17 protein-coding genes are annotated in these 21960 nt (G+C 69.6%); 6 read left to right on the forward strand and 11 right to left on the reverse strand.

Annotation, left to right across the window (positions count from 1 at the left end):
- The first annotated feature begins 1 nt into the window (after position 1).
- Positions 2-601 (forward strand): ABC transporter permease family protein, encoded by a 600-nt coding sequence (locus tag NGR01S_RS32485; RefSeq protein WP_245664560.1) that lies wholly within the window; start codon positions 2-4, stop codon positions 599-601.
- Complete coding sequence (locus NGR01S_RS12480; RefSeq protein ID WP_063036375.1) at positions 598-921, forward strand: AzlD domain-containing protein; 324 nt, start codon at positions 598-600, stop codon at positions 919-921. Before NGR01S_RS32485 ends, NGR01S_RS12480 begins: the two co-directional genes overlap by 4 nt.
- A gap of 13 nt (positions 922-934) precedes the next feature.
- Here the strand turns inward: NGR01S_RS12480 and NGR01S_RS12485 are convergent, their stop codons facing one another.
- The 5 genes from NGR01S_RS12485 to NGR01S_RS12505 form a co-directional block, all read right to left on the reverse strand.
- Positions 935-1426: a pyridoxamine 5'-phosphate oxidase family protein gene (locus NGR01S_RS12485; protein WP_063036376.1), complete on the reverse strand. Its 492-nt coding sequence runs from the start codon at positions 1424-1426 to the stop codon at positions 935-937.
- Positions 1427-1516: 90 nt separating this feature from the next.
- On the reverse strand, positions 1517-4318 hold the full coding sequence (gene ppc / locus NGR01S_RS12490; RefSeq protein WP_063036377.1) for a phosphoenolpyruvate carboxylase: 2802 nt from the start codon (positions 4316-4318) through the stop codon (positions 1517-1519).
- 165 nt (positions 4319-4483) lie between these two features.
- Positions 4484-5290 (reverse strand): hypothetical protein, encoded by an 807-nt coding sequence (locus tag NGR01S_RS12495; protein WP_063036378.1) that lies wholly within the window; start codon positions 5288-5290, stop codon positions 4484-4486.
- A 198-nt stretch (positions 5291-5488) separates the two neighbouring features.
- Complete coding sequence (locus NGR01S_RS12500) at positions 5489-6646, reverse strand: Cmx/CmrA family chloramphenicol efflux MFS transporter (RefSeq protein ID WP_063036379.1); 1158 nt, start codon at positions 6644-6646, stop codon at positions 5489-5491.
- A gap of 264 nt (positions 6647-6910) precedes the next feature.
- On the reverse strand, positions 6911-7267 hold the full coding sequence (locus tag NGR01S_RS12505; RefSeq protein ID WP_063036380.1) for a PNPOx family protein: 357 nt from the start codon (positions 7265-7267) through the stop codon (positions 6911-6913).
- 258 nt (positions 7268-7525) lie between these two features.
- Between NGR01S_RS12505 and mscL the strand changes: the two genes are divergently transcribed.
- Positions 7526-7960 carry a large conductance mechanosensitive channel protein MscL gene (gene mscL, locus NGR01S_RS12510; RefSeq protein ID WP_063036381.1) on the forward strand — a complete coding sequence of 145 codons (435 nt, stop codon included), beginning with the start codon at positions 7526-7528 and terminating at the stop codon, positions 7958-7960.
- A 208-nt stretch (positions 7961-8168) separates the two neighbouring features.
- Here mscL and NGR01S_RS12515 read toward each other — a convergent pair whose 3' ends face one another.
- Complete coding sequence (locus NGR01S_RS12515) at positions 8169-9842, reverse strand: WXG100 family type VII secretion target (RefSeq protein ID WP_063036382.1); 1674 nt, start codon at positions 9840-9842, stop codon at positions 8169-8171.
- Between the two features lie 185 nt (positions 9843-10027).
- On the opposite strand from NGR01S_RS12515, the gene NGR01S_RS12520 reads away from it, so the two are divergent.
- Together NGR01S_RS12520 and NGR01S_RS12525 are read left to right on the forward strand one after the other, a co-directional pair.
- A complete protein-coding gene (locus tag NGR01S_RS12520; protein ID WP_063036383.1) occupies positions 10028-13411 on the forward strand; it encodes an FHA domain-containing protein in 3384 nt (1127 codons plus the stop codon).
- The gene (locus NGR01S_RS12525; RefSeq protein WP_157107237.1) at positions 13395-13670 is read left to right on the forward strand and encodes a hypothetical protein; all 276 of its coding nucleotides are present in this window, start codon (positions 13395-13397) and stop codon (positions 13668-13670) included. Before NGR01S_RS12520 ends, NGR01S_RS12525 begins: the two co-directional genes overlap by 17 nt.
- Positions 13671-13679: 9 nt before the next feature.
- Here NGR01S_RS12525 and NGR01S_RS12530 read toward each other — a convergent pair whose 3' ends face one another.
- From NGR01S_RS12530 to pheS, 4 genes are all read right to left on the reverse strand, one after another.
- Positions 13680-14720: a hypothetical protein gene (locus tag NGR01S_RS12530; RefSeq protein WP_063036385.1), complete on the reverse strand. Its 1041-nt coding sequence runs from the start codon at positions 14718-14720 to the stop codon at positions 13680-13682.
- 38 nt (positions 14721-14758) lie between these two features.
- On the reverse strand, positions 14759-15271 hold the full coding sequence (locus NGR01S_RS12535) for a hypothetical protein (protein WP_063036386.1): 513 nt from the start codon (positions 15269-15271) through the stop codon (positions 14759-14761).
- A gap of 68 nt (positions 15272-15339) precedes the next feature.
- The gene (gene pheT, locus NGR01S_RS12540) at positions 15340-17841 is read right to left on the reverse strand and encodes a phenylalanine--tRNA ligase subunit beta (RefSeq protein ID WP_063036387.1); all 2502 of its coding nucleotides are present in this window, start codon (positions 17839-17841) and stop codon (positions 15340-15342) included.
- A gap of 30 nt (positions 17842-17871) precedes the next feature.
- On the reverse strand, positions 17872-18945 hold the full coding sequence (gene pheS / locus NGR01S_RS12545; RefSeq protein ID WP_063036388.1) for a phenylalanine--tRNA ligase subunit alpha: 1074 nt from the start codon (positions 18943-18945) through the stop codon (positions 17872-17874).
- A 168-nt stretch (positions 18946-19113) separates the two neighbouring features.
- On the opposite strand from pheS, the gene NGR01S_RS12550 reads away from it, so the two are divergent.
- Entirely contained in the window at positions 19114-20400 is a 1287-nt protein-coding gene (locus NGR01S_RS12550; protein WP_063036389.1) for a glycosyltransferase 87 family protein, read from the forward strand.
- Positions 20401-20478: 78 nt separating this feature from the next.
- Here NGR01S_RS12550 and NGR01S_RS12555 read toward each other — a convergent pair whose 3' ends face one another.
- Entirely contained in the window at positions 20479-21930 is a 1452-nt protein-coding gene (locus NGR01S_RS12555; RefSeq protein ID WP_084480786.1) for an MFS transporter, read from the reverse strand.
- Positions 21931-21960: the final 30 nt, after the last annotated feature.

Below are 21960 nucleotides of genomic sequence, written 5' to 3' on the forward strand. Positions count from 1 at the left end.
AATGACAGCCGTCAAGTCGAACCACCTTCCCGTCCCGGTCGTCGTCGACCTCTCGGTAGCCGCGCTGCGCGCCCGGTTGCACGACGCACTGGCGGTCTATATCGCAGCCATGGACTATCCACACGGCACCGAGCACCATCGGGCACCGATGTGGACCGAGCACACCCACCGCGCGGGCTGGCACGCGGTCGCCGCGGTGGTACCCGAGGACAACGGCGAATTGCGCGGTCTGCGCGGCGCCCACCTGCTCAACGACGAGACCGTGGCGGTGGCGCTTGCCCAGCGCACGACCGCGCACGGCCGGGCGGCCTATCTGGCCTGCGGAGCAGGCATCCTGGTGGTCTGGCCCGGCGGGACGCTGCTGGGCGGGCTACTCGGCAGCGCGGTGCCCGACCCCGGTGTCTTCGGGGTGGACGCGGTGTTCCCGGCGGTACTGCTGGGCCTGATCATGCCCGCACTGCACGAGCCCGCGGTCCGCCGCGGCGCCCTCACCGGGGGTGTTCTGGCGCTGCTCACGACCGCGCTGCTGCCGCCGGGCCTGCCGGTTCTGCTGGCCGCCGTGGCCGCCGCGCTCACAATCCCACGACGGGGATCGCCATGAACGACCTCGGATACCTGATGGGCGCCGCCCTCGCACTGGCGGCCGGAACGTTCGCCTTCCGCCTCGCCGGACCCCTGCTCGGGTCACGGATCACTGTCTCCGATCGGACCACCGCTTTCCTCGAGAACGCGTCGGTCGTCGTGCTCGCCGCCCTCGTGTGCACCACCGCCCTGACCGAGGACGGCGCCGCGGCCGGTATCGCGCGCCCGGCCGGGGTTCTGGTCGCCGGGGTGTGCTACCGGTTCCGGACTCCGCTGCCCGCGGCGCTGGGGGCCGCGGCCGCGACAACGACCGTGCTGCGGCTGGCGGGCGTGCCGTGACCCGGTGCGCGAGTTACCGCTTCTCGACCACGCGCTCGCCCTCACCCGGCTTCCAGATGGTCACCCGCAGCAGGTCGTCGCCGACCTCGACCGACGACGCCGAGGTCAGATCGGCCACGAAGAAATGCTCGAACGGCTGGTTCCGCAGGTCCAGACCGTTGTCCTCGTACAGGTACTCGGCGAAACGGGCATGCAGCGCGGTATCCGGGTCGTCGATCACCAGGCCGAACAGTTTGGCGTCACCGTCGGCGACCATGGTGTCCTCGGTGGCGGTGTGCAGACAGAAGCGCGGATCGCGCGCGAGATCCCGGAATTTGGTGGTGCCCGGCATCCCGACGATCACCAGCTTCTCCTCGAAGATGAGTGGCTCCACCGGGCTGATCCGGGGGAAGCCGTCCGAACGCAGGGTGGCGAGCATGCACAGATTGCTGGTCGCGGCGTGGCGACGACGGAATATCTCGCTGATCCGCGGCGCCTCGGCGGTGAATTCACTCCAGGTCGTCATACAGCCGACGGTACGACGACCGGCGCCGCCGCGGGGATGCCGAGCCCGATCCGAGACGAACGGGTCCGCCACCCGGCCGGCGGACCCGGATCAGCCCGAGTTGCGCAACGCCGTGGCCAGCCCGTTCATCGTGAGCAAGATGCCGCGTTTCACCAGTTCGGAATCGTCGCCGGCGCGTAACCGGCGCAGCAGTTCGACCTGCATCTGGTTCAGCGGTTCCAGATACGGGAACCGGTTGCGGATGGACTCCGCCAGCGACGGGTTGTCGGCCAGGAGATGATCGTTGCCGGTGATGGCGGCGTGCACGGCGACCGTGCGGGCATGCTCGCGTTCGATCATCCCGAAGATGCGCTCACGCAGTTCGACATCGTCGACCAACTCGGCGTACCGCGCGGCGATGGCGAGATCGCTCTTGGCCATCACCTGCGCGAGATTGGACAGCACGGTGCGGAAGAACGGCCAGCGCCGGTACAGATCCGAGAGCCGGGCGAGCCGGTCGGGATCGCCGTCGATCCACTCCTCGAGTGCGGTCCCGGTGCCGTACCAGCCGGGCAGCATCACCCGCGCCTGGCTCCAGGACATCACCCACGGAATGGCCCGCAGATCCGAGACCGAATCGGTGGGTTTACGGGAGGCCGGACGGCTGCCGATATTGAGGTCGCCCACTTCGGCGACCGGGGTCGACTGCCGGAAGTACTCCACGAAACCGGGGGTATCGTGCACCAGCCGCGCGTAGGCGGCGCGGGCCCGCGCCGCGAGTTCGTCCATGAGCGCGTAGGAGGGTTCGGCGTCGGCGCCCAGGCCCTCGACGTCGAGCAGTGTCGATTCGAGGGTGCCGGCGATGAGCGATTCGAGATTGCGGTGCGCCGACCCGCGTTCGGCGTACTTCGCCGCGATGACCTCACCCTGTTCGGTCAGTCGCAGGGACCCTCGCACGGCGCCGGCGGGCTGTGCCAGGATCGCGTCGTAACTGCGGCCGCCGCCGCGCCCGACCGTGCCACCGCGGCCGTGGAAGAGCCGCAGCCGGATCCCGTGTTCGCGCGCCAGCTCCACCAGGTCCAGTTCCGCCCGGTACAGCGCCCAGTTGGCGGCCAGATATCCGCCGTCCTTGTTCGAATCGGAGTAACCCAGCATCACCTCCTGGCGCATTCCGCGCGCCGCCACCAGCTCGCGGTACTCCGGCACCCGGAGGGCCGCCGCCAGTGTCGACGCACCGGCCGCGAGATCCTCGATGGTTTCGAACAGCGGCACGATCCCGGCCGGGCAGGAGGGTCCGCTGTCCGCGTCCCCCGGGTCCAGCAGCCCCCCCTCTTTGAGCAGCAGGGCGGCCTCGAGCAGATCACTGACCGAGGTGCACATCGAGATGATGTAGTTGGGGACCGCGTCCGGGCCCAGCGCGGCCACCACGGCGGCGCCCGCGCGCACCACTCCCAGTTCTTTGGCCGCCGGCTCACCGATCCGCGCCCGGGGCCCCAGCAGCGGTCGGCGGGTACGCAGTTCCCGGGTGAGCAGGTCCACCCGCTCGGACTCGGACAGGCTCGGATAATCCGGATGCACGCCCGCCCAGGCCAGCAGTTCCGCGACGACCTGCTCATGGGTCTCGGAATTCTGCCGCATATCCAGGCCCTGTAGATGGAATCCGAACGTTTCCACCGCACAGCGCAGCGCCGCGAGGCGGTCGTCGGCGAGCAGCGCGTCCCCGCCGGCGCGCAGCGAGGCATCGACGGTGTCGAGCTCGTCGAGCAGATCCTGGGGTGTGTCGTACGGAGTGCCGGAGGTGCCCTCACCGGCGGCGGACGATTCGAACTCCCAGGGACCCGCTGCTTCGGGATCCAGCGCGGCGACGGCCCGCCGCGCGGTCGCGGTGAGCCGGACCCGGATGCCGTACAGTGCCCGCCGGTACGGTTCGTCGGCGTAGGTCTTCGGGTCCGGATAGCCGCGGTCGGCGAGTGCGCGCAGTTCCGGGGTCACCGGGACCAGCCGCGCCGACAGCGCCAGCGTCTTCTCCAACTGCACCAGTTCGCGCAGGTAGCGCGCGAACGCCACACCCGCGGCCTGCGCCGCCGCCGTGCGCACCACGTCCGCCGTGACATAGGGGTTACCGTCCCGGTCCCCGCCGATCCACGAACCGGGCCGCAGCATGGGCTTGACCAGCAACCGATGTTCGGGCCAGCGCGACCCCAGCGCCGTACGCACGCTCGCGTTGATCGCGGGGATGACATCGAACAAGGTGAGTTCGTAGTACCGCAGGCCGACGGCGATCTCGTCCTGGATACGCAGCCGCGACAACCTGATCAGCGCCGTACGCCAGAGGGTGAGCACCTGCCGCCGGATCTCGAGCTCGAGTTGTTCCCGTTCGGATTCGGGGGCCCGTTGCCGGCGGCGCATCAGTTCGGTGACCCGGGCCTGGGTGTCGAACACCGTACGGCGCCGGGTCTCGGTGGGGTGCGCGGTGATCACCGGGGACACCAGCGCGTCGTCCAGCAGTTCGGCGACCCGGTCCCCCGGTACCGCGGCCGCGTCCATTTTCCGGTAGGTGGCGGCCAGCGAGGAGTCCTGCGGGGCTTCGCCCGCCGCCTCGTGCGCGGCGCGGCGGCGGTCACGCTGGATGTCCTCGGCGAGGTTGGCCAGCAGGACGAAATAGCTGAATGCCCGGATCAGCGGTAGTGCCACCGTGATGTCGACCCCGGACAGCATTTCACCGACCGCGCTGCGCTCCACCTCCTCCCGCCGGACCCGGAACGCCTCCACCCGCACCCGCTCCACGAGGTCGAAGACCTCGGGGCCCTCGTGATCGCGAATGGTGTCGCCGAGCACGCCGCCGAGGAACCGGATATCCTCGCGCAACGGCAGGGTCGCGTCGTTTCCTTCAGCGGTCTGCGCATCGCCCATGATCAGAAGTATGGACGGCCACCGCACCGGTAGCTGTGACGACGCACACGGCCGGGGCCGACTGTAGGCGCCGGACGGCGCGGAATCCGGCTATCGGCGCAGGTCCGACCCCGTCCCTCGGCCCAGGCCGGGAGAAAACGCCGGAAGTCTCCCCGGGGGATTCGCTCAGTGCGCAGCACCCGCGGCGGCACCGGGCACCCGGAACGGCTCCGCCAGCCATACCGCGGTCACGACCACGCCCGCCGTGAACACCAGTTCGGCGCCATTGGTGAGCAACATGGGTGGCATCGCCGCCGCGACCACGGTCATGATCACCGTGGTCACGGTCCAGAGTCGGTAGCCCCGTGCCCGCCATACCGCCACGGCCGCCACCAGCACGACCACCACCGTCACCACCGGCGACAACAGGCCGGCCACCGACGCGTGCGCGGTGGTGTAGCGCATGGTGCCCGCCCACTCCCGCGGTGCCAGCGTGAGCGGAGTCAGTTCGGCGGCCACCCCCAGTACGATCACCACCGCCGTCACCGCCGCGATTGTCGTCCGCGTCCACCGGGTCCGCGCCCAGCCGACCCCGGCTCGGGCCGCGGCGGCGCACGCCCACGGCATCAACAGCGGCGTGAGCACGATATGGGCGATGAACCGGGGCGTCGACCAGCTCTCCAGCGTCGCACCGGCGCCGATCCAGCGGCCCGCCGCGAGTACCCCGTTGTCGTAGGCCAGGGCCGCGCACACCACGGCGGGCACGAGGAGCAGCCGGTCACCGGTTACCCGATACCGGAGCACGCACCGGCCGGCGAGCGCCAGCTGACCCGCGGCGAGTACTGCGAAGAGCAGGGAGGCGAGCACGGGAATCCTTTCCGGCCGCGGTGGGCCGGGACCGGTGGCCAGGATACTGCCGTCGCGGCCGTCGGATTCTCCCCGCGGACGGCCGGGTCCCCCGGATTCGTTGCCGTCGCGCCCCGCCCGCGACACGCTCGACCTCCATCACCCCTGGCCGCTGCGCCACACCACTCGGCCGATCCGGATGGTGGGGTGAGATCAACGAACGGCAGGGGGTCGGCACACCGATCCCGGTCGTGTGTTGTCGAACTCTGGACACTGTTACGTTCCGTTTACACCACCTGCTGTCAACCGGCCGGTACACCACACTCGCGCAGCGGCTCTGCCGTCCTATCGGTCCGCCGCCGCGGTGAGTATCGTGCGGAACCGCAGCGCCGGCAGCAGCGCCACTCCCACCAGGACACCGCTCACCCACATCGGCCCCCGGTCGCCCCAACCGGTCGCCAGGGCGAACCCCGCCATCGCGGGTCCCGCCGCGGCACCGGCATTCAACGCCGCCGTCGCATAGGAGCCCGCCATGGTCGGGGCATCCGCGGCCTCGTAGAGCACGCGCGCGATCAGGGTGCTCCCCACCCCGAACGACAGCGCTCCCAGCAGGCACACCAGGAAGAGCAGGGCGACGGGACAGCCGGCGGTCAGCGCGAGCGCGAACCAGCCACCGCACAGCAGCGGGCCGCCGACCGCGATCACCGCCGCGGCGTGTTGGTCGGACAACCGCCCGGCGACCGTCACGCCGGCGAAAGAACCCGTGCCGAACAGCACCAGCACCACCGGCACCCAGAGCGGGCCCAGCTCACCCGTCCCGGTGACCAACGGCGCGAGGAAGGTGAAACTGCCGAACGTGGCCGCGTTCACGAGCGCCGCCAGCAGCATGACCGTGAGCAATCGCGGACGTCGCAACTGCGCGAGTTCACCACGGAGGTCGGGGGCGGCGGCCTGCCCCGAGCGCCCGGGGATTCCGGCCAGAACACCGGCCGCGGCCGGCAGGCACAGCAACACGATCGCCCAGAAGGTGGCCCGCCAGCCGAGCATCGTCCCCAGCAGCGCCCCGCCCGGCACCCCCGCCACCGTGGCCAGGGCGGTGCCACCCAGCAGGATCGCCAGCGCCCGGCCCTGCCGTCCGGCGGGGACCAGCGCCGCGGCCGCGGTCAACGCGACCGCGAGGAATCCGGCGTTCGCGACGGCGGCCACCACCCGGGTGACCACCAGGACGGCGAAACTGCCGGTTACCGCTCCGGCGATATGCGCGGCCAGGAAGAGCAGCAGAAAACACAGCAGGGTCGACCGGATCGGCCAGTTCCGGGCGAGACCCGCCATCAGCGGTGCGCCCACCATCATTCCGATGGCGAACGCCGAGGTGAGAAGGCCGGTGGCACCGAGACCCACACCGAGATCGGCCGCGATATCCGGTACGAGACCGGCGAGCACGAACTCCGAAGTGCCCATGGCGAAAACCGCCAGGGCGAGCAGGTAGAGAGCAAAAGGCATGAAGGGCTCCGAGGTGGAAGAGACAGGAAACATCTCGTCACCCCGGTCAGCGCCCGGGAATCACCGCATTACCGTGCGGCCGGAAGGCGACACGGCGAACGGGTAGCGGAAGGTCAGGGGCTGACGGGGATGACCGGCAGCCCTGCTCTGGATGCCTCCGGGCTCGACACGGCCGGAACACTACCGGCTCGCGCGTCCTGCCGCATGCCTGTTTCTCGCGCTCCCCGAAACGATCCGCCCGCGCTCTCCATGCCCGCGCGGGACTCAGCCCGGTTCGTCGAACCGGACCCGCACGCCGACCCGACCCTTCTCGTCACGCCGGGCGGTCGCGTGCCCGCGCCGATCGCCGTCGCGGAAGTGCAGCACAATGGGCGCGCCCTCACCGAGGAAGTTGCGCCACCAGGTCTTCTTATCGGGCATGGCGACACCGATGAGCAGGCCGCCGTCCTTCTGCAGGTAGTTCACCGGGGTCCGGAACGTCCGGCCCGACCGGCGCCCCACATACTCGATCTCCACGAACCCCTTACCCAGCAGCGGGCCGAGCACCGGCGCGTCGAGCAGAGCGACCACTCCCGCATTGAAGCCCCGGACCGCCCGGCCCAGCAGTGTCGTCGATGCCACGGTTTCCTCCTGATAGCTGTTCCCCCGAGCTGCCTCGACTCTAGTGTGGCTCGGCGCGGGCCGCCGGTCCGGCGACGCCACCCGGCGCGGATACCGGCGGGGACAGCGCGCATCCGGTCGCCGCCGGTTTGCGCGGCGCAAGCCCGGCTGCGACTATCACCTGCGGTGTAGCGCCGGAAACCTCGATCGCCGCGGTACCGCTCAGCGGCCGGGACCGGGACCGGCGGTGAACAGCAGCGTTCGATACGGAGTGGATTGATGCTCAAAGGTTTCAAAGACTTCCTTATGCGCGGGAACGTCATCGATCTGGCCGTCGCCGTCGTCATGGGCACCGCGTTCACCGCGGTGGTGAGTTCGGTGACCAAGGGCGTGGTGGAGCCGTTGCTGGCCGTACTCGGCGGCAGCGGCCAGTTCGGTTTCGGTATCACGCTGCTCGCGGGCAAACCCGCGACCTTCATCGCACTCGGTCCGATCATCAGCGCTGCCATCGATTTCGTCATGGTCGCGGCGGTGCTGTACTTCGCGCTCATCCTGCCGATGAAGACCATGCAGAAACGCTTCTATGCCCGGAACAATGTGGATGCCGAACCGGCCACCCCGGCCGATATCGCCTTGCTCACCGAAATTCGCGATCTGCTCGCCGAACGTGCCGAACTGGACAAGAAGGACACCGCGCAGGTGCGCTCCTCCTAGCCGCAGGACGTCCTGGTGCCGGCGGTAACCATCCGACCGCTCGAAACACGGCTCGTTCCCGCTGATCGACGCCTCGGGCGCCGACCGCACCGACTTCATGGTGCCGGTGACCGTGCTGCGGCCGGACCGGCAGAATCGGCGATATCGCCGTCGACGCGGTGGATCGGACGGTCACGGCCGCGATGTGCGGTGGTCGTGTCCCGGCCGCTCACGGCGAATCCGACCGGGTCCGCGCAGCGTCCGCGGTATCGACCAGCAGCCTGTGCAGGGTGTGGGCCGGCTGAGAGGCCCGGGACGCGTCCAATACCACCTCGGTGAATGCCTCGGCCAACGCCGCCTCCGGATCGAATCGACCGGCCCGGACACCACCGGCCAGCTGCGCTCGCCATACCGCGAACCCGGCGACCGTGCGCGCCAGCGAACCGACGGTGTCCCGGCTCGTTAGCGGAAGGTAGGCGGCGACGAGCGCGCGCCTGGTCGCGGCGCGGGCCCGGAAGTCGCCTGCCGCGTCGAGTGCTCGCCCCATTTCACGCACCACGGAGGAGTACACGGGCCGTTGGGCACAACCGGGGGCGAGCAGACCTGCCGCCTCGTCCGCGCGCACCGCGCGCTCCAGCCCCACCGGATCGACGGCCGCCCGAGCCGCCAGGGTGATGCGGGCCGTGTAGCCGGTGGTCGCAGCGCCCGACCGTCGCGACCCGGAATCCGCCGGCTCCGAATCCAGTCGTATCGTCGTTCCTTCCGGCAGATCATCGATACCGATGGCGCCCAGCGGGAGGGCCGGATGGCGGGGCAGGACGTCGTTCACCGCGGCGACCATCTCCATCAACACCTCCCGGGGGATTCCGGGTGTATCGAATCCGAAAGCCAGAATGCCGTGCCGCTCGGCGAGTTCCCGCGCCAGGCGCGAAGCAATCGGCTCGACGGCCGCTTCACCGGGCCGGCGTTCCGGTTCCGCGGGTTTGTCGACGGGTCGCTGTGGCGCGCGATTCGGCATTCGCGGCGGAGCATCGGAGCTGCCCGGTCCGGGGGCGGTGACCCGAGGGGGTCCGCCGGAACCGGATTTCGACCACGGGGAGGTCGGGGTGGCGGGAACGGTTCCGGAGGGTGCGGTTACAGCCGCCTTCGCCGGTATGGGTGTGCGGTGCGGAGGCACCTGGGTCCGCTGCGCTTCCGCGGTCGCAGGCTGTGCCGCGACCGCCGCGGGGGGCGCGGTCGGGTGCGGTGCGGTAGGCGCGCCGTCACGCTCGGCCTGCGCCCGATTCCCGCGGCCCAGGTCGGCGGGGTGCTGTGCCGATTCGACCGGCCGCTGCCGCGAATCGGATACAGCAGATGCGTCATCCGGCGAGCCCGAACCGCCGAGGGGGAACCGCTGCGCCGCCGCTCCTTCCACGGGTGCGTTCGCCGACTCTCGACTCCGCGGGCCGGCGAGGTCGCTACCCGGTTCGCGGGCCGGCGCGACATCGGCCGCCGGAGTTGTGGTGGCGGCAGCCGACGTAGCGGATCCTCGATCGCCGACCGGGGCGGCGGGGCCGTCCGAGGCGATATCCGGGTGGGAGGAGAGGACCGGATCGGCCCTCCGCACCTCTCGGGCGCTCATCAGGTCCTGCTGCTCGAAATTCGCAGCCACCTGCCGCAGATCCGGACCTGCCTGCCGCACCACCTCGGTGAGGCTGTGCAGATTGGATATCGTCCGCTCCTCTTCGGGGACGAAACTCTCGGCGAAGGCCTTGCCGGAATCGTCACCGCCCCAGGGAGCGGAATCCGCGGAAACCAGGTCGTGTAAACGCTGTACGAGTGCCTCGACCTCGGCACCCAGCTGCTCGAAGGCCGGAGCCTTCGCGCGTAGCCGGTCGGGATCGGCGCGAAATTCATTTCCCACAATGCGGCCCGCCTTCCGACCGACGCATGAATTCATTGCCGATGATGCCATATCCCCACCCGCAGGAATTGACAGGAGGCAGGCAAATCAGGCAGCACCCCGGCCGATATGCGAGTATCGACTTCTTGACAGGTAATGACGAGGGCACCTGAGCAGGCCCGACGGATCCCGGGAGGCGGGCCGGGATGAATACGAGCGCACTCTTGGCCGAGGTCCCGGCCGCGGTGCGCGACCTGGTCATCGGACATTGGCCCGAACTCGACGTGGACTGCATGCGCGCCCGTGGTGACTGTTACCTCGACACCGGCCGCGGACTCGGTGCGGCGGCGGTCAGTTACGAGACGGAATGCCGGGACGCCGAAGAGTCGGTCGGGGGGGCTACCCGGTCGGCTCTGTCCGAGCGTAATCGCACCGTGGTCGCCACCATGCGCAACCAAGCCGCGGTCTGCGAGGACATGGGCCGACAGTGCCATGACGTGGCCGATGTCACCGAGCAGACGCAACATCTGCTCATCGTCACCGGCATAGTCCTCGGTGTGCAGCTCGCCTACGACGCGCTGCTGTTCCTCTACGGCGGCGGGTTCAAAGCACTGGCCGACCGTCTGGCGGCCGAGCAGGCGATGCGCGCGGCGATCACGAGACTGACGACGACCGTGGCCACCCGCGCCGCGGCCGGGGCGGCGCGCCGGGCGGCCCTGCACGGGGCGATCCACGCTGCCAAGATAGGCGCCCTCACCAGCGTGGCGATCGGTGTCGGCGCACAGGTCTGGGATCTCGAGACCGGGGTCCGCGATGAATTCGATATGGGCTCGTTGGCCGAGATGGTCGCGGGCGGCGTCATCGGTGGCATTGTCGGCGCGGAAGTCGGACGGCGGGCCGCACCACGGGTACTCGAACGCCTGGGCGGCCGGGCCACCAGTGATATCGGCCGTTTCACCGCTCATCTCGGCGGCACCATGCTGATCGGCGGCGCGGGTGGCATCACCGGTGGAATCGCGGGCGCGGTCCCGTCCTTGATCATCCACCACAAGGACATCCACAACTTCGGCGATATGTTCAAGATGGTGCGCGAATCCGCGGTCGTCGGCTTCGGGGGCGGTTTCGTCGGCGCGGCCGGTAGCGCGCTGCGGGTACACCGGGCCGGGGTCGACGGCGTGCGCGGGAATACCGACCTGCCGCCGATAGCTCGGCGGCAATCGGATTTCGGCAGGCGTGTCGACCGGCTGCTCACGGGCGAGCCCCCGGCCGCGGAACCCCTGGCACGACACAGCACTCAGGAGAATTCCGCGAGAACCGCGGAGGTGCTGACCTTCCCGGACGGCACCCGAGTGGTGCACAAGGTCGTCTCCGACCCGCGGCACGCGCACGCGGAATTCCTCGCCTCGGTCGTCGGCGACGCGGTCGGCGCCCGGGTACCCGCCGTACACATCGACGGGCGCCACGTCTACATGGAGGTTGTTCCCGGCAAGAACGCGCAGGACGCGTATCCGGGCGATTGGACGCCGGAAACACAGTTCCACGGAACGCCCTCGGGGAACCGGCTCGGCCTGCTCGACGCCCTGATCGATGTCCCCGATCGCGGCGCCGAGAACTGGATGATCGATCCGACCGGCGATGTCTGGGGCATCGACCACAGCCTGGCCTTTGCGCCGGACGGCCGTATCGGCGCCTTCGCGAAGCAGTTCCTGGATTACGGGCCGGCCGAGGGAACGGTGCAGTGGAAAGAGCACGGTTACTCGCGCACCGAGGTGGCGGAGATCCGGCAACGCGTCGAAGAGCTACAGCCGGTTTTCTCCGCTCTGGGGCGCAACGACTGGCACGCAGGAGTTGTCCAGCGACTGGACGGGATGGCGGACGCAGCCCCGCCCCCACATCCCGCGGACTCGGGGTTCGTCGTTCCACCGCACCAGGGCCCCGGCGACGCCTCCGGGCAGGCCCGCCCGACGACAGTGGATTCGCAGCAGCCTGTTCCGGCCGATCGGAGCACCAACCGGACCCCGGCGCGGGACGGCCGGCCCGAGGCCGGAGACCAGCGCAACCAGGTCCGGCCACCCGCGCGGCAGGATCGCGCGGTGCCCCGAGTCGACACCGGAGACAACCACTCGCGCGGAGATCGCACCAGTGGCTCCGGATCCACCCGGCCGCCCGGCACTGTCGACGTACGTTTCGCACCAGACGAACACACCGCGGGCACGGCACCGAGGAAAGAGTCGTACGCCGATTCCTCGGACCACCGGGCGCCTCTGAAGGACGGGGATCAGGACGCACTCGGTGCCCGCATCATGGCGACGGCGCATATCGGTCGCGAGTCCGACCAGCCCCCCGCAGTCCTGCATTTCGCACCGCACCTGCGGCTCGAGCCGATGCGGTTGGCACCGGGACAGGAAATCGCAGTTCCGGTGCGCTATATCGTCGGCGAAGCGGATGCCCGTGGGGGCGGTCCGCAGGGAGCCAGAATCGGGGAACGCGACGTCTTCGTCGGACGAGATCCGGACGGCCGGGTATGGGTACGCGACCCGCAGCCGGAACTGCGTCCGCCCACCCGGGTGAACGACCGAGCGCTGGCGACGGGGGAGAAAACTTATGTGGGTCCCGAGGACAGTCTGTCGTTCGGCGGTTCGCGATCCCGGCTCGAAGTGGGCGAGGAGCGCCCGCTCTCGCTGCGTCTCGCCGACAACCAGCGCATACCGCCACTGCATCTGCGCCGCGGCGAAGAATTACTTATCGGCCGGGACCGGAATTCACCGATGGCCGAACAGCTTTCCACGGACCCTTCGGTGTCGCCGAGGCATGCGACGATCTTCCGGGATCAATACGGCAACCTGATGCTGCGGGACCACTATTCCGAGCACGGTACCTATCTCAACGGGGTGAGAGTCGACCCGGCCGGGCCACCGGTGCCGATGCGGTCGGGCGATCTCGTCCGCTTCGGGGACTGGGTGGGCAGTGCTGAATTCTTCTCCGGTGAAACCGCGCCGGAGAGTAGACCGCTCATCGACGTAATCGACGAGACGGTCACGTCGAAGCAGATGCGGGAAAACCTCACCCGCGTGCCCTCTCCCATCTACCAGCGGGTGAGCGAATATATGAACGCCGTCCCCACAGGCGGGATCGTCATCGGCAATCGACAGTTGCTGGACCTACCCGGTGGGTACGAGCTGCGTGGACACACACCATACGGCCGGAAGCCGGGGACCAGCTGGAACACCGTCCAAGGCGTGTACCTGACCGAGTCGCGGCGGATCATCATCAATAGCGGCGGCAACTCCGGTAGTGCCAACGTCGTGTGGCACGAGTACGGGCATGCCACAGATGCCGCCTTCGGGACAGACGGACAACGGCTGAGCGACAGCGCCGAGTGGATCGGCATCCACTCGGATATGCGACGCTGGGGATGGATCCCTTTTGTCAAGCGGGGTTGGAACAGTTATTACGACAGAAGGTCGGAAGCATTCGCCGAGGCCTTCACCGCCTGGATGCATGGTGGGGACTCTAAACTGAGGGAGTTCACCCTGGGTGACAGAGCCCTCGCCGACCGACTGAAAGCCTATTTTGACCGCTTACTCTGACGACAGCAGCCCGCCCATGCTCGCCCCGGACGGTGTCACCATCCGGCTCCCGCTCCGGGGCAGGACCGAAAACGGTATCTACTACCGCGGGTACGAGGAACTGCGCCCCGGCGAGGAGGGCTACGACGAACTTTTGCCGATCGCGCGGTCCAATCCCGTCGAGCCGGAGGAACCACCAGAGCGTCCGGTGGATCCCGAAACCCGCGAGCTCATCCTGCGGGATTCCGGTTTCGACGTCGAACGCGGTGCGGATTCCTGATAGCTGTGCCTACCCGGCCGGGGCCAGAATCTTCAAGATTTCATCGGAATAGTAGAACGGTTCCAACCGTTTCCGGATCAATCCCGCCAGCACGCCGTCCCGTTTGGCGGTCTCCACCACCGCCGGACCGTACCGAAGGATCTCGGTGACGATATCGTCACCGGTGAGCCCGACCTCCGCGAGCAGCGCGGCGAGCGTGTGATCCCGGTACTTCTCATGGAACACCTGCACGCATTCGGCCACCAGCAGGCCGAAGTACTCCTTCTCCCGGGTGGTCACCGCGATCCGGTAGCACAACCCGACCAGTTCGTGGAGATCCTGTTTCGTCAGGTACTCCCGCAGACCGCTGATCGGTTCGTCGGCGTGCAGATCCCAGAACTCCATAGTGGCGTCGTGCACGGGGGCTTCGCGCAACATTTCGCGGATCGCGTTGTTGGTGCGTTTGAGCGCGTACAGGGCGCCCCTGCCCGCGATATCGCCGAGGATGGAGTTGGATTCCGCCACCTTACGGGCGCGATCGGCGGCGGACTGGCTGATCGACATGAGCGTGCCCATACCGGGGATCTTCTCCGCGCGCTGCCGGTTGGCCTCGACGAAATCGCCGACCAATTTGTCGACGAACTTGGAGGCGACGGTGGCCACCAGAGGACTGTCGGTCAATCGTTCCAGGAGCCGTTCCTGGGTCTGGTGCATATCCACGATCTTCTGCAGCAGCGCCTCGACCGGTTCGCGTTCGACCAGTTCACCCAAGGTGTGATCCTCGTTGGCGGCGATACTGTCATAGATCGCGTCGGCGAACAGACCGGCGGTCTCCGCCAGGACCGCGCTGCCGCCGACCCTGTCGACCACGGTGGCCACGGTCTGCTCGAGCTGTTCGACGTCGACCACCTCGCCCGCGCGCACCGTACCCGCGACCTCGAGCGCGGCCGCCACGTCCCGGGCGACGACTTCGGCGAACCGGTCCCCGCTCACCTCGTCGAGCAGCCACTGCACCTGGGCGTCGAGCAGCCGGCCGGCGAGTACGCGTGCGGTATCGGCGGTGTCGGTCATGGGTCCATCCCTGTCGCTCCGGCGCGGGCCGGGCGGGATCAGGACCCTTCGCCCTCGTGCAAGGAGGTGCGAATCTGTGCCAGACGTTCCCGCGCGGCCTGTTCACGCGCTTCCCACTGTTCGTCGGCGCCGCGGCCGGCCGGGCTCTGCCTACCGAGTGCCCGCGCACCGAACGCGGTGCCGAAACGCCGCTCGACCTTATCGCGTACGGACCCGAACGTCGGCACACCGGAAGCGCTGTAGCCGGCGGCCGAACCGGCCGCTCCCCCGCCCGGCCCGGCGGCCGCGCCGACACCCCCGCCCACCTGCGCGGACGAACCGAGGTCGGCCGCGGTCCCATAGCCGGGGGTGCCCGAGGTGCCGGGAATCACACCGGGCACCGCCGCGCTCTGCCCGGTTTCCGCCAGCAGCCGGGTGGCGGCTTCGTACAGCGGGGCCAGCTTGTCGCGGCCCGCGGCGGCCACCACCAGGACGGCCAGCAACTGCTCGTCGGGCAGGGCCGCCAACCGCGCGGCGAGCGCCCCCGGATCGCCTGTGCTGGATTCAGTCATGCGACCAGCCTACGACGTCCGGTCCGCCCGTTCGGACGGACCGACCACGTTGCCGGAGAACGGCTCTCCTAGGAACGGATCACCGCGCCCACCGCGTCCGACGCGGCGGCCACCGCGGCATCGCGCGCCGCGCTGGCCTCGTCCTCGGTGAGTGTCCGGTCGGCAGCCCGGAAACGCAGGGCGTAGGTGAGCGATTTACGGCCCTCCCCGGCCTGTGTGCCCGCGTACACGTCGAACAGTGCGATATCTTCGAGCAGCTCCCCGCCACCGGATCGCAGCGCCGTCTCCACCTCCGCCGCCGGAATATCGTGCGCGACGCTCACCGAGACATCCTGCAGCACGGCCGGGAACGGGGAAATGGCCGGCGCGGGCCGCGCTTCGCGCAGCGGCAGGGCGTCCAGATCCAGTTCCAGGGCGCAGGTGCGCGGCGGCAGGCCCGACCGTTCCAGTACTCCGGGATGCAATTCGCCGGCGTAGCCGATCACGACACCGTCCACCGTCAGCTCCGCGCACCGCCCCGGATGCCACGGCAGATGTTTACCGGGCCGGCGTACGAGTTCGACCCCGGCGGCCTCGGCGACCACATCGGCGAGCGCGAACGCGTCGGCGGCTTCGGCCGCCCGCCCCGGACCCCACGGACCGCGGGGTTCCCGGCGGCCGGTGAGCACCACCGCGACGTGCTGGGGCTGATCGGGCAGCGAGGCCAGCAGTTCGGCGAACTCGGCGTCGGTCGGACGTCGGTCCACCGGCAGCGGTGCCACCGGTGCGGTGTCCGGGCCGGGCAGGACGACCTGGGCGATCCCGTAGAGCGATAGATCACGGGCGCCGCGGGAGATATTGCGGGCCGCGATCTCCAGCAGACCCGGCAACAGCGTGGTGGCGAGTTCGGCGCGTTCGACATCCAGCGGGTTCAGTACCCGGGTGGTGGTGCGGCGGGGGTCGTCAGCGTCCAGCCCCCAGGTATCGAAGACATCCGCGGGCAGGAACACCGGCGGCGGCACCTCGATACAGCCGGCGAAGGCCAGCGCCCGGCTCACCGCGCGGCGGCGGCGCTGCACCGCGGTGAGGCCGCGCCCGGCGGGCGCCTGCGGCAGCACCAGCGGAATCCGTTCCAGGCCCTCGAGCCGCAGCACCTCTTCCACCAGATCGGCCGGCTGGGCGAGATCCGGCCGCCAGCTCGGCGGGGTCACCACCAGCTGACCGTGGCCGCTGGTCTCGTCGACCGCCACTTCGACATGGCAGCCGATCTGCGTGAGGCGCCGCGCGGACGTACCGGGGGCGTATTGGACACCGGCCACCCGGTCGGGCAGATCGATATCCATCCGGATCGGCTCCGGCGGGGTCAGCGGCAGCCGGATATCGGTGAGCGTGGGCTCCACCGTGCCGCCGGCGATCTCCGCGAGCAGGGACGCGGCCCGGTCCAGCGCGGCCAGGTTCAGTTCCGGGTCCACCACCCGCTCGTATCGTTTACTCGCCTCCGACACCAGCTTGTGGCGGCGGGCGGTGCGGTAGATGAACAGCGGATCCCAGGTGGCGGCCTCGAGGACGATATCGGTGGACTCCGCGCTCACCTCCGTGGACGCGCCGCCCATCACGCCGGCGAGCGAGACCACCCCGGTGTCGTCGGCGATCACCACATCCTCGGCGTCGAGTTCGCGTTCGACCTCGTCCAGGGTGCGCAGGGTCTCACCGGGGTGCGCGCGGCGCACCACCAGGCCGCCGCCGAGTTTCGCGGCGTCGAAGGCGTGCAGCGGCTGCCCGAGTTCCAGCATCACGTAATTGGTCACATCGACCGCCGGGGAGATCGGCCGCACACCCGCCAGCAGCAGCCGCCGCTGCAACCACCACGGGCTCACGGCGTGCGGATCGATCCCGGTGACCCGGCGGACACCGAAGCGGGTGCAGCCCGATTCCGGTGCCACATCCACCGGCCACGCATCGGGCCCCTCGGGCAGGGTGCGCACGGCCGGGTCGGCGTAGTCGAGATCGAAACCGCAGGCCAGTTCGCGGGCCAGGCCGCGCACCGAGAAGCAGTAGCCCCGATCGGGCGTGATGTTCAGTTCGATCACGGTATCGCCGAGACCGAGCAGGTCGTTGGCGTCGGTACCGGGTTCGGCCGTACCGGGTTCCAGCACCAGGATGCCCGAGTGGTCCTTGCCGATCCCGAGTTCGGCGACCGAGCAGATCATGCCGTGGGAGATATGGCCGTAGGTCTTGCGGGAGGAGATGGCGAAACCGCCCGGCAGCACACCGCCGGGCAGCACGACGACGACCAGGTCACCGACCGCGAAGTTGGTGGCTCCGCAGACGATCTCCTGAAGTTGCTCCGCGCCGATATCGACCTTGCAGAACCGAATGGGTTTCTTGAACTCGGTGAGCTCGGTGATCTCGGCGACCCGGCCGACCACCAGCGGGTGTTCGATATCCCCGCTCACCCGTTCCAGCTCGTCGACCTCTTCGACCTCGAGCCCGACCCGGACGAATCCGGCGTCGAGTTCCTCCGGCGTCACCTCCCAGTCGGGGACGGTGCGGCGGATCGTTTCGGTCAGCCAGGACTGCGCTACTCGCACTGTGACGTTCGCTCTCTCGCTCGAAAAAGGTCAGGACCGGATACCGAAGGGCAGGGTGAACCGCACATCACCCTCGACGATGTCGCGCATATCGGGAATGCCGTTGCGGAACTGCAGCGTGCGCTCCAGACCCATACCGAACGCGAAGCCGCTGTACTCGTCGGGGTCGATCCCGCTGGCGATCAGCACCTTCGGATTGACCATGCCGCAGCCGCCCCATTCGACCCAGCCGGCGCCACCCTTCTTGTCCGGGAACCAGACATCGACCTCGGCCGAGGGTTCGGTGAACGGGAAGTAGTTGGGCCGGATCCGGGTGGTGGTCTCGGGGCCGAACAGGGCCCGCGCGAACGCGTCCAGCGTGCCGCGCAGATGCGCCATGGTCAGTCCCTTATCGATGGCCAGCCCCTCGACCTGGGAGAACACCGGAGTGTGGGTGGCATCGAGTTCGTCGGTGCGGAAGGTACGCCCCGGGCACACCACATAGATCGGCAGGTCGCGTTCCAGCATGGACCGCACCTGCACCGGCGAGGTGTGGGTGCGCAGCACCTGGCGCGAACCGGCCGGTGCGATGTGGAAGGTGTCCTGCATGGTGCGGGCGGGGTGGTCGGGCAGGAAGTTGAGCGCGTCGAAGTTGAAGTGCTCGGTCTCCACCTCCGGTCCCTCGGCGATCTCCCAGCCCATTCCGACGAACACATCGGCGACCTGTTCGGAGATGACGGTGATCGGGTGCCGGGCACCCACCGGGCGCCGGTCCGCCGGGAGCGTGACATCGATCGCCTCGGCGACGAGTACCGCGGCATCACGTTCGGCGAGCAGCACCCGCTGCCGTTCCTCGAACGCCTCCGAAACCCGCGCCCGCGCCTTGTTCACCCGCTTACCGGCGTCGGCCTTCTCCGATTTGGGCAGCGAGCCCAGCGACCGCTGGGCCAGCGCGATCGGCGACCGGCCGCCCATATGCTCGGTTTTCGCGCCCGCGAGCGCCTCCAGATCGGCAGCGGCCGCGAAGTCCTTCTCGGCCGCCGCGGCCGCGGCGGCCAGGGCTTCTTCGGTGAGGGCGGATTCCTGCCCGCCGGTCGCTGCGCCTGCGTCGGTGTCGTCGGCCACGGTCTACTCGTCTCTCCCCTGGGCATCGGTGAGCGGGCGCGGTCGGCTCCGACGCCCGTATTGCTGCTGGTGGAATCGTATTCGATGGCCCCCGCCGGGCTCACGCCGATATCCCCCGCCGCTCACTGCCCGGTACTCCGACACCTTCAACCGGTAAAGTCCCCTCCGATGACGAACGCCTTGACCCGCACCGAGACGCTCGCCGGACGTGCCCGCCGGCAGGCGGTCTGGCTGCTGCCGCTGCTGGCGGTGGTCGTGACGTGGGTGTGTATGTCGCGCCCGATCGATCCGTTCCGCGGCATCAGCGGCGAGTACATCGACCTCGAGGTCTATCGGCTCGGGGTCGAGGAATGGCGGGCCGGCGGCGATCTCTACGGCCATCTCCCGGAGACGGCCGCCGATATCAGCCTCCCGTTCATCTACCCGCCGTTCGCCGCGCTGGCGCTCGGGCTCTACGCACTGCTGCCGTGGGCCGCGTCGGTGATCACCTATCTGGTGGTCTCCATCGGCGCGCTGGCGATGACCCTGTTCCTGGTGGCCCGGCAGCTCTGGCCCCGCCAGGACCAGCGCAAACTCGCACTGGTGGTCACCGCGACCGCGACTCCGCTCGCACTACTGCTGGAGCCGGTCTGGTCGACCCTGGATTTCGGCCAGGTCAATCTGATCCTGATGGGGCTGGTCGCCGCCGACTGCCTGACCCGCAATCCGCGCTGGCCACGCGGGGTGCTGCTCGGTATCGCCGCCGCGATCAAACTGACCCCGGCGGCCTTCGTCCTGTTCTTCCTGATCCGCAAGGATTACAAGGCCGCCGCGACGGCCGCGATCAGCGGTGCCGTCGCCACCGCGATCGGTTTCGCGGTGATGCCCGACGAATCGGTGCGGTACTGGTTCGGCGGATTCGGCAATGTCGGTGGGCTGAGCGGGTCGGAGTTCCAGACCAACCAGTCGATCCAGGCCGTGCTGGCCCGCTTCGAGGTCACCGGCACCCTGGCCACGGCCCTGTGGCTGCTCGCCGCGGTCGCTCTGGTGGCCGTGGCGGTGGCGGCCATCCGGCGCACCGGGACACCCCCGATGATCGCGCTGGCGGTCAACGCGGTGGTGGCGCTGCTCGTCTCGCCGATTTCCTGGTCGCACCACTGGGTGTGGGTGGCGCCCGCCCTGCTGACGATGATCGGCTATGCCACGACCCGGCCCTGGTCGCAGGTGCGCGGCTGGTATGCCGCGGCAGTTGCCACCGCGGTGGTCTTCGTACTGGCCAAACACAGCGACCTGCCCGGTAACGACGGCCGGGAGCTGGACTGGTCGGCCTGGGACAAGGTGATCGGCAACGGCTACGTCTGGTTCAGCCTGCTACTGGTCGTGCTGTACGCGACCGCGAGCCGGCGGCAGCGCACGCCGGCCCCGGCCGCGCCCGCCGGCGCCACGGAATCGCTGGTCTCGGTCCGCGAACGCTGATCGTCGGCGCGCCGGCCCGCGCGCCGCCGGACGATCCGGCCGGTACCGGACCCGACCGCCGCGGCGGACCGTCCGCGTTCAGCGCACCGGTTCCGCCTCGCGCACCCGGCCCGGGAGCAGGGCGGCGGCCAGCACCCCGGCCGCGACGATCCCCGCCCCGACCCAGACCGCCGGTACCAGGCCGTCCACATAGCTCTGCGGATCGGTGTACTCGCCGTACGAGGCGAACACCGAGGCAAGTACCGCGATGCCCACCGCCACGCCGACCTCCCGCACTGTGTTGTTGGTGCCCGAGGCCACCGAGCGGTCCGCCTCCGGTACCGCCCCCATCACCACGGTCGCCAGCGGCGCGAAGGTCAGGCCCATCCCGACTCCCGCGAGCAGCAGGGGCGCCACGAATATGCCGTAGCCGACGTCCACCGAGGTGATCGCGGCCATCCAGGCCAGCGCCACGGCCAGCAGCGTCTGCCCGGTGACCAGCAGGACCCGGGCGCCGACGCGGTCGATCACCAGCCCCGCGAGCGGGGCCACCACCATCGGCGCCATGGTCCACGGCATGGTCCGGATACCGGATTCGAACGGGCTGTAACCCTGTACCACCTGGAAGAACTGGGCGAGCAGGAAGATCGACCCGAAAACGCCGATCGAGAAGGCGAAGGCCACCACATTGGCGACGCCGAAGGCCCGGATCCGGAACAGCCGGGGCGCCAGCATGGGCGCCGCAGCCCGCTGCTCCCAGGCGATGAGCGCGGCCGACAGCACCGCGCCGCCGAGCAGCGCGGTGAGCACGCCGCGTGAGGTCCAGCCGTCGTCGGCGCCGTGCACGATGCCCCAGACGACCGCCAGCACTCCCGCCGAAGCCAGCAGCAGGCCCACCGGGTCCAGGCGGCCGCCGCCGCCCCGCGATTCACGCAATGTCCAGACCACCAGCGGCAGCACCAGGACGCCGATGGGCACATTGACCCAGAAGATCCACTGCCAGCTCAATCCGTCGACCACGGCGCCGCCCAGCAGTGGCCCGGCGGCTACACCGAGCCCCGCGATGCCGCCCCATATCCCGATGGCCGCGCTGCGCAGCCGCTCCGGTACTGCGTCGGAGAGCAGGGTCAGCGACAGTGGCATCACCGCGGCCCCGCCGAAGCCCTGCACCACCCGCGCGGCGACCAGCGTCGCCGGATCGGTGGCGAGTGCGCAGGCCGCCGAGGCGGCGGTGAACACCGCGATACCCACGAGGAATACGCGCCGGCGCCCCAACCGGTCGCCGAGGGCGGAGGCGGTGAGCAGCAGGGCGGCGAACGACAGGGTGTAGGCGTTGACGAACCACTGCAGGTCGCCGAGCGAGGCGTTCAGTTCGGTGCGGATCACGGGGAGCGCGTTGGTGACCACCAGGTTGTCCAGCGTGACCATGAACATCGGGATACCGACCGCGGCCAGCACCGCGGCGAGCGGCCGTCGGCCGGTATCGGCCGGCGAGGTGAGCACCGGGGCGGTGGGTGGTGTCGGAGCTGGTGAGCTCAGTATCTCGATCATATCCCGTCCTTGTTGTAATCGACTGATAAC

The organism is Nocardia grenadensis NBRC 108939 (assembly GCF_001613445.1).
Lineage (GTDB): Bacteria > Actinomycetota > Actinomycetes > Mycobacteriales > Mycobacteriaceae > Nocardia > Nocardia grenadensis.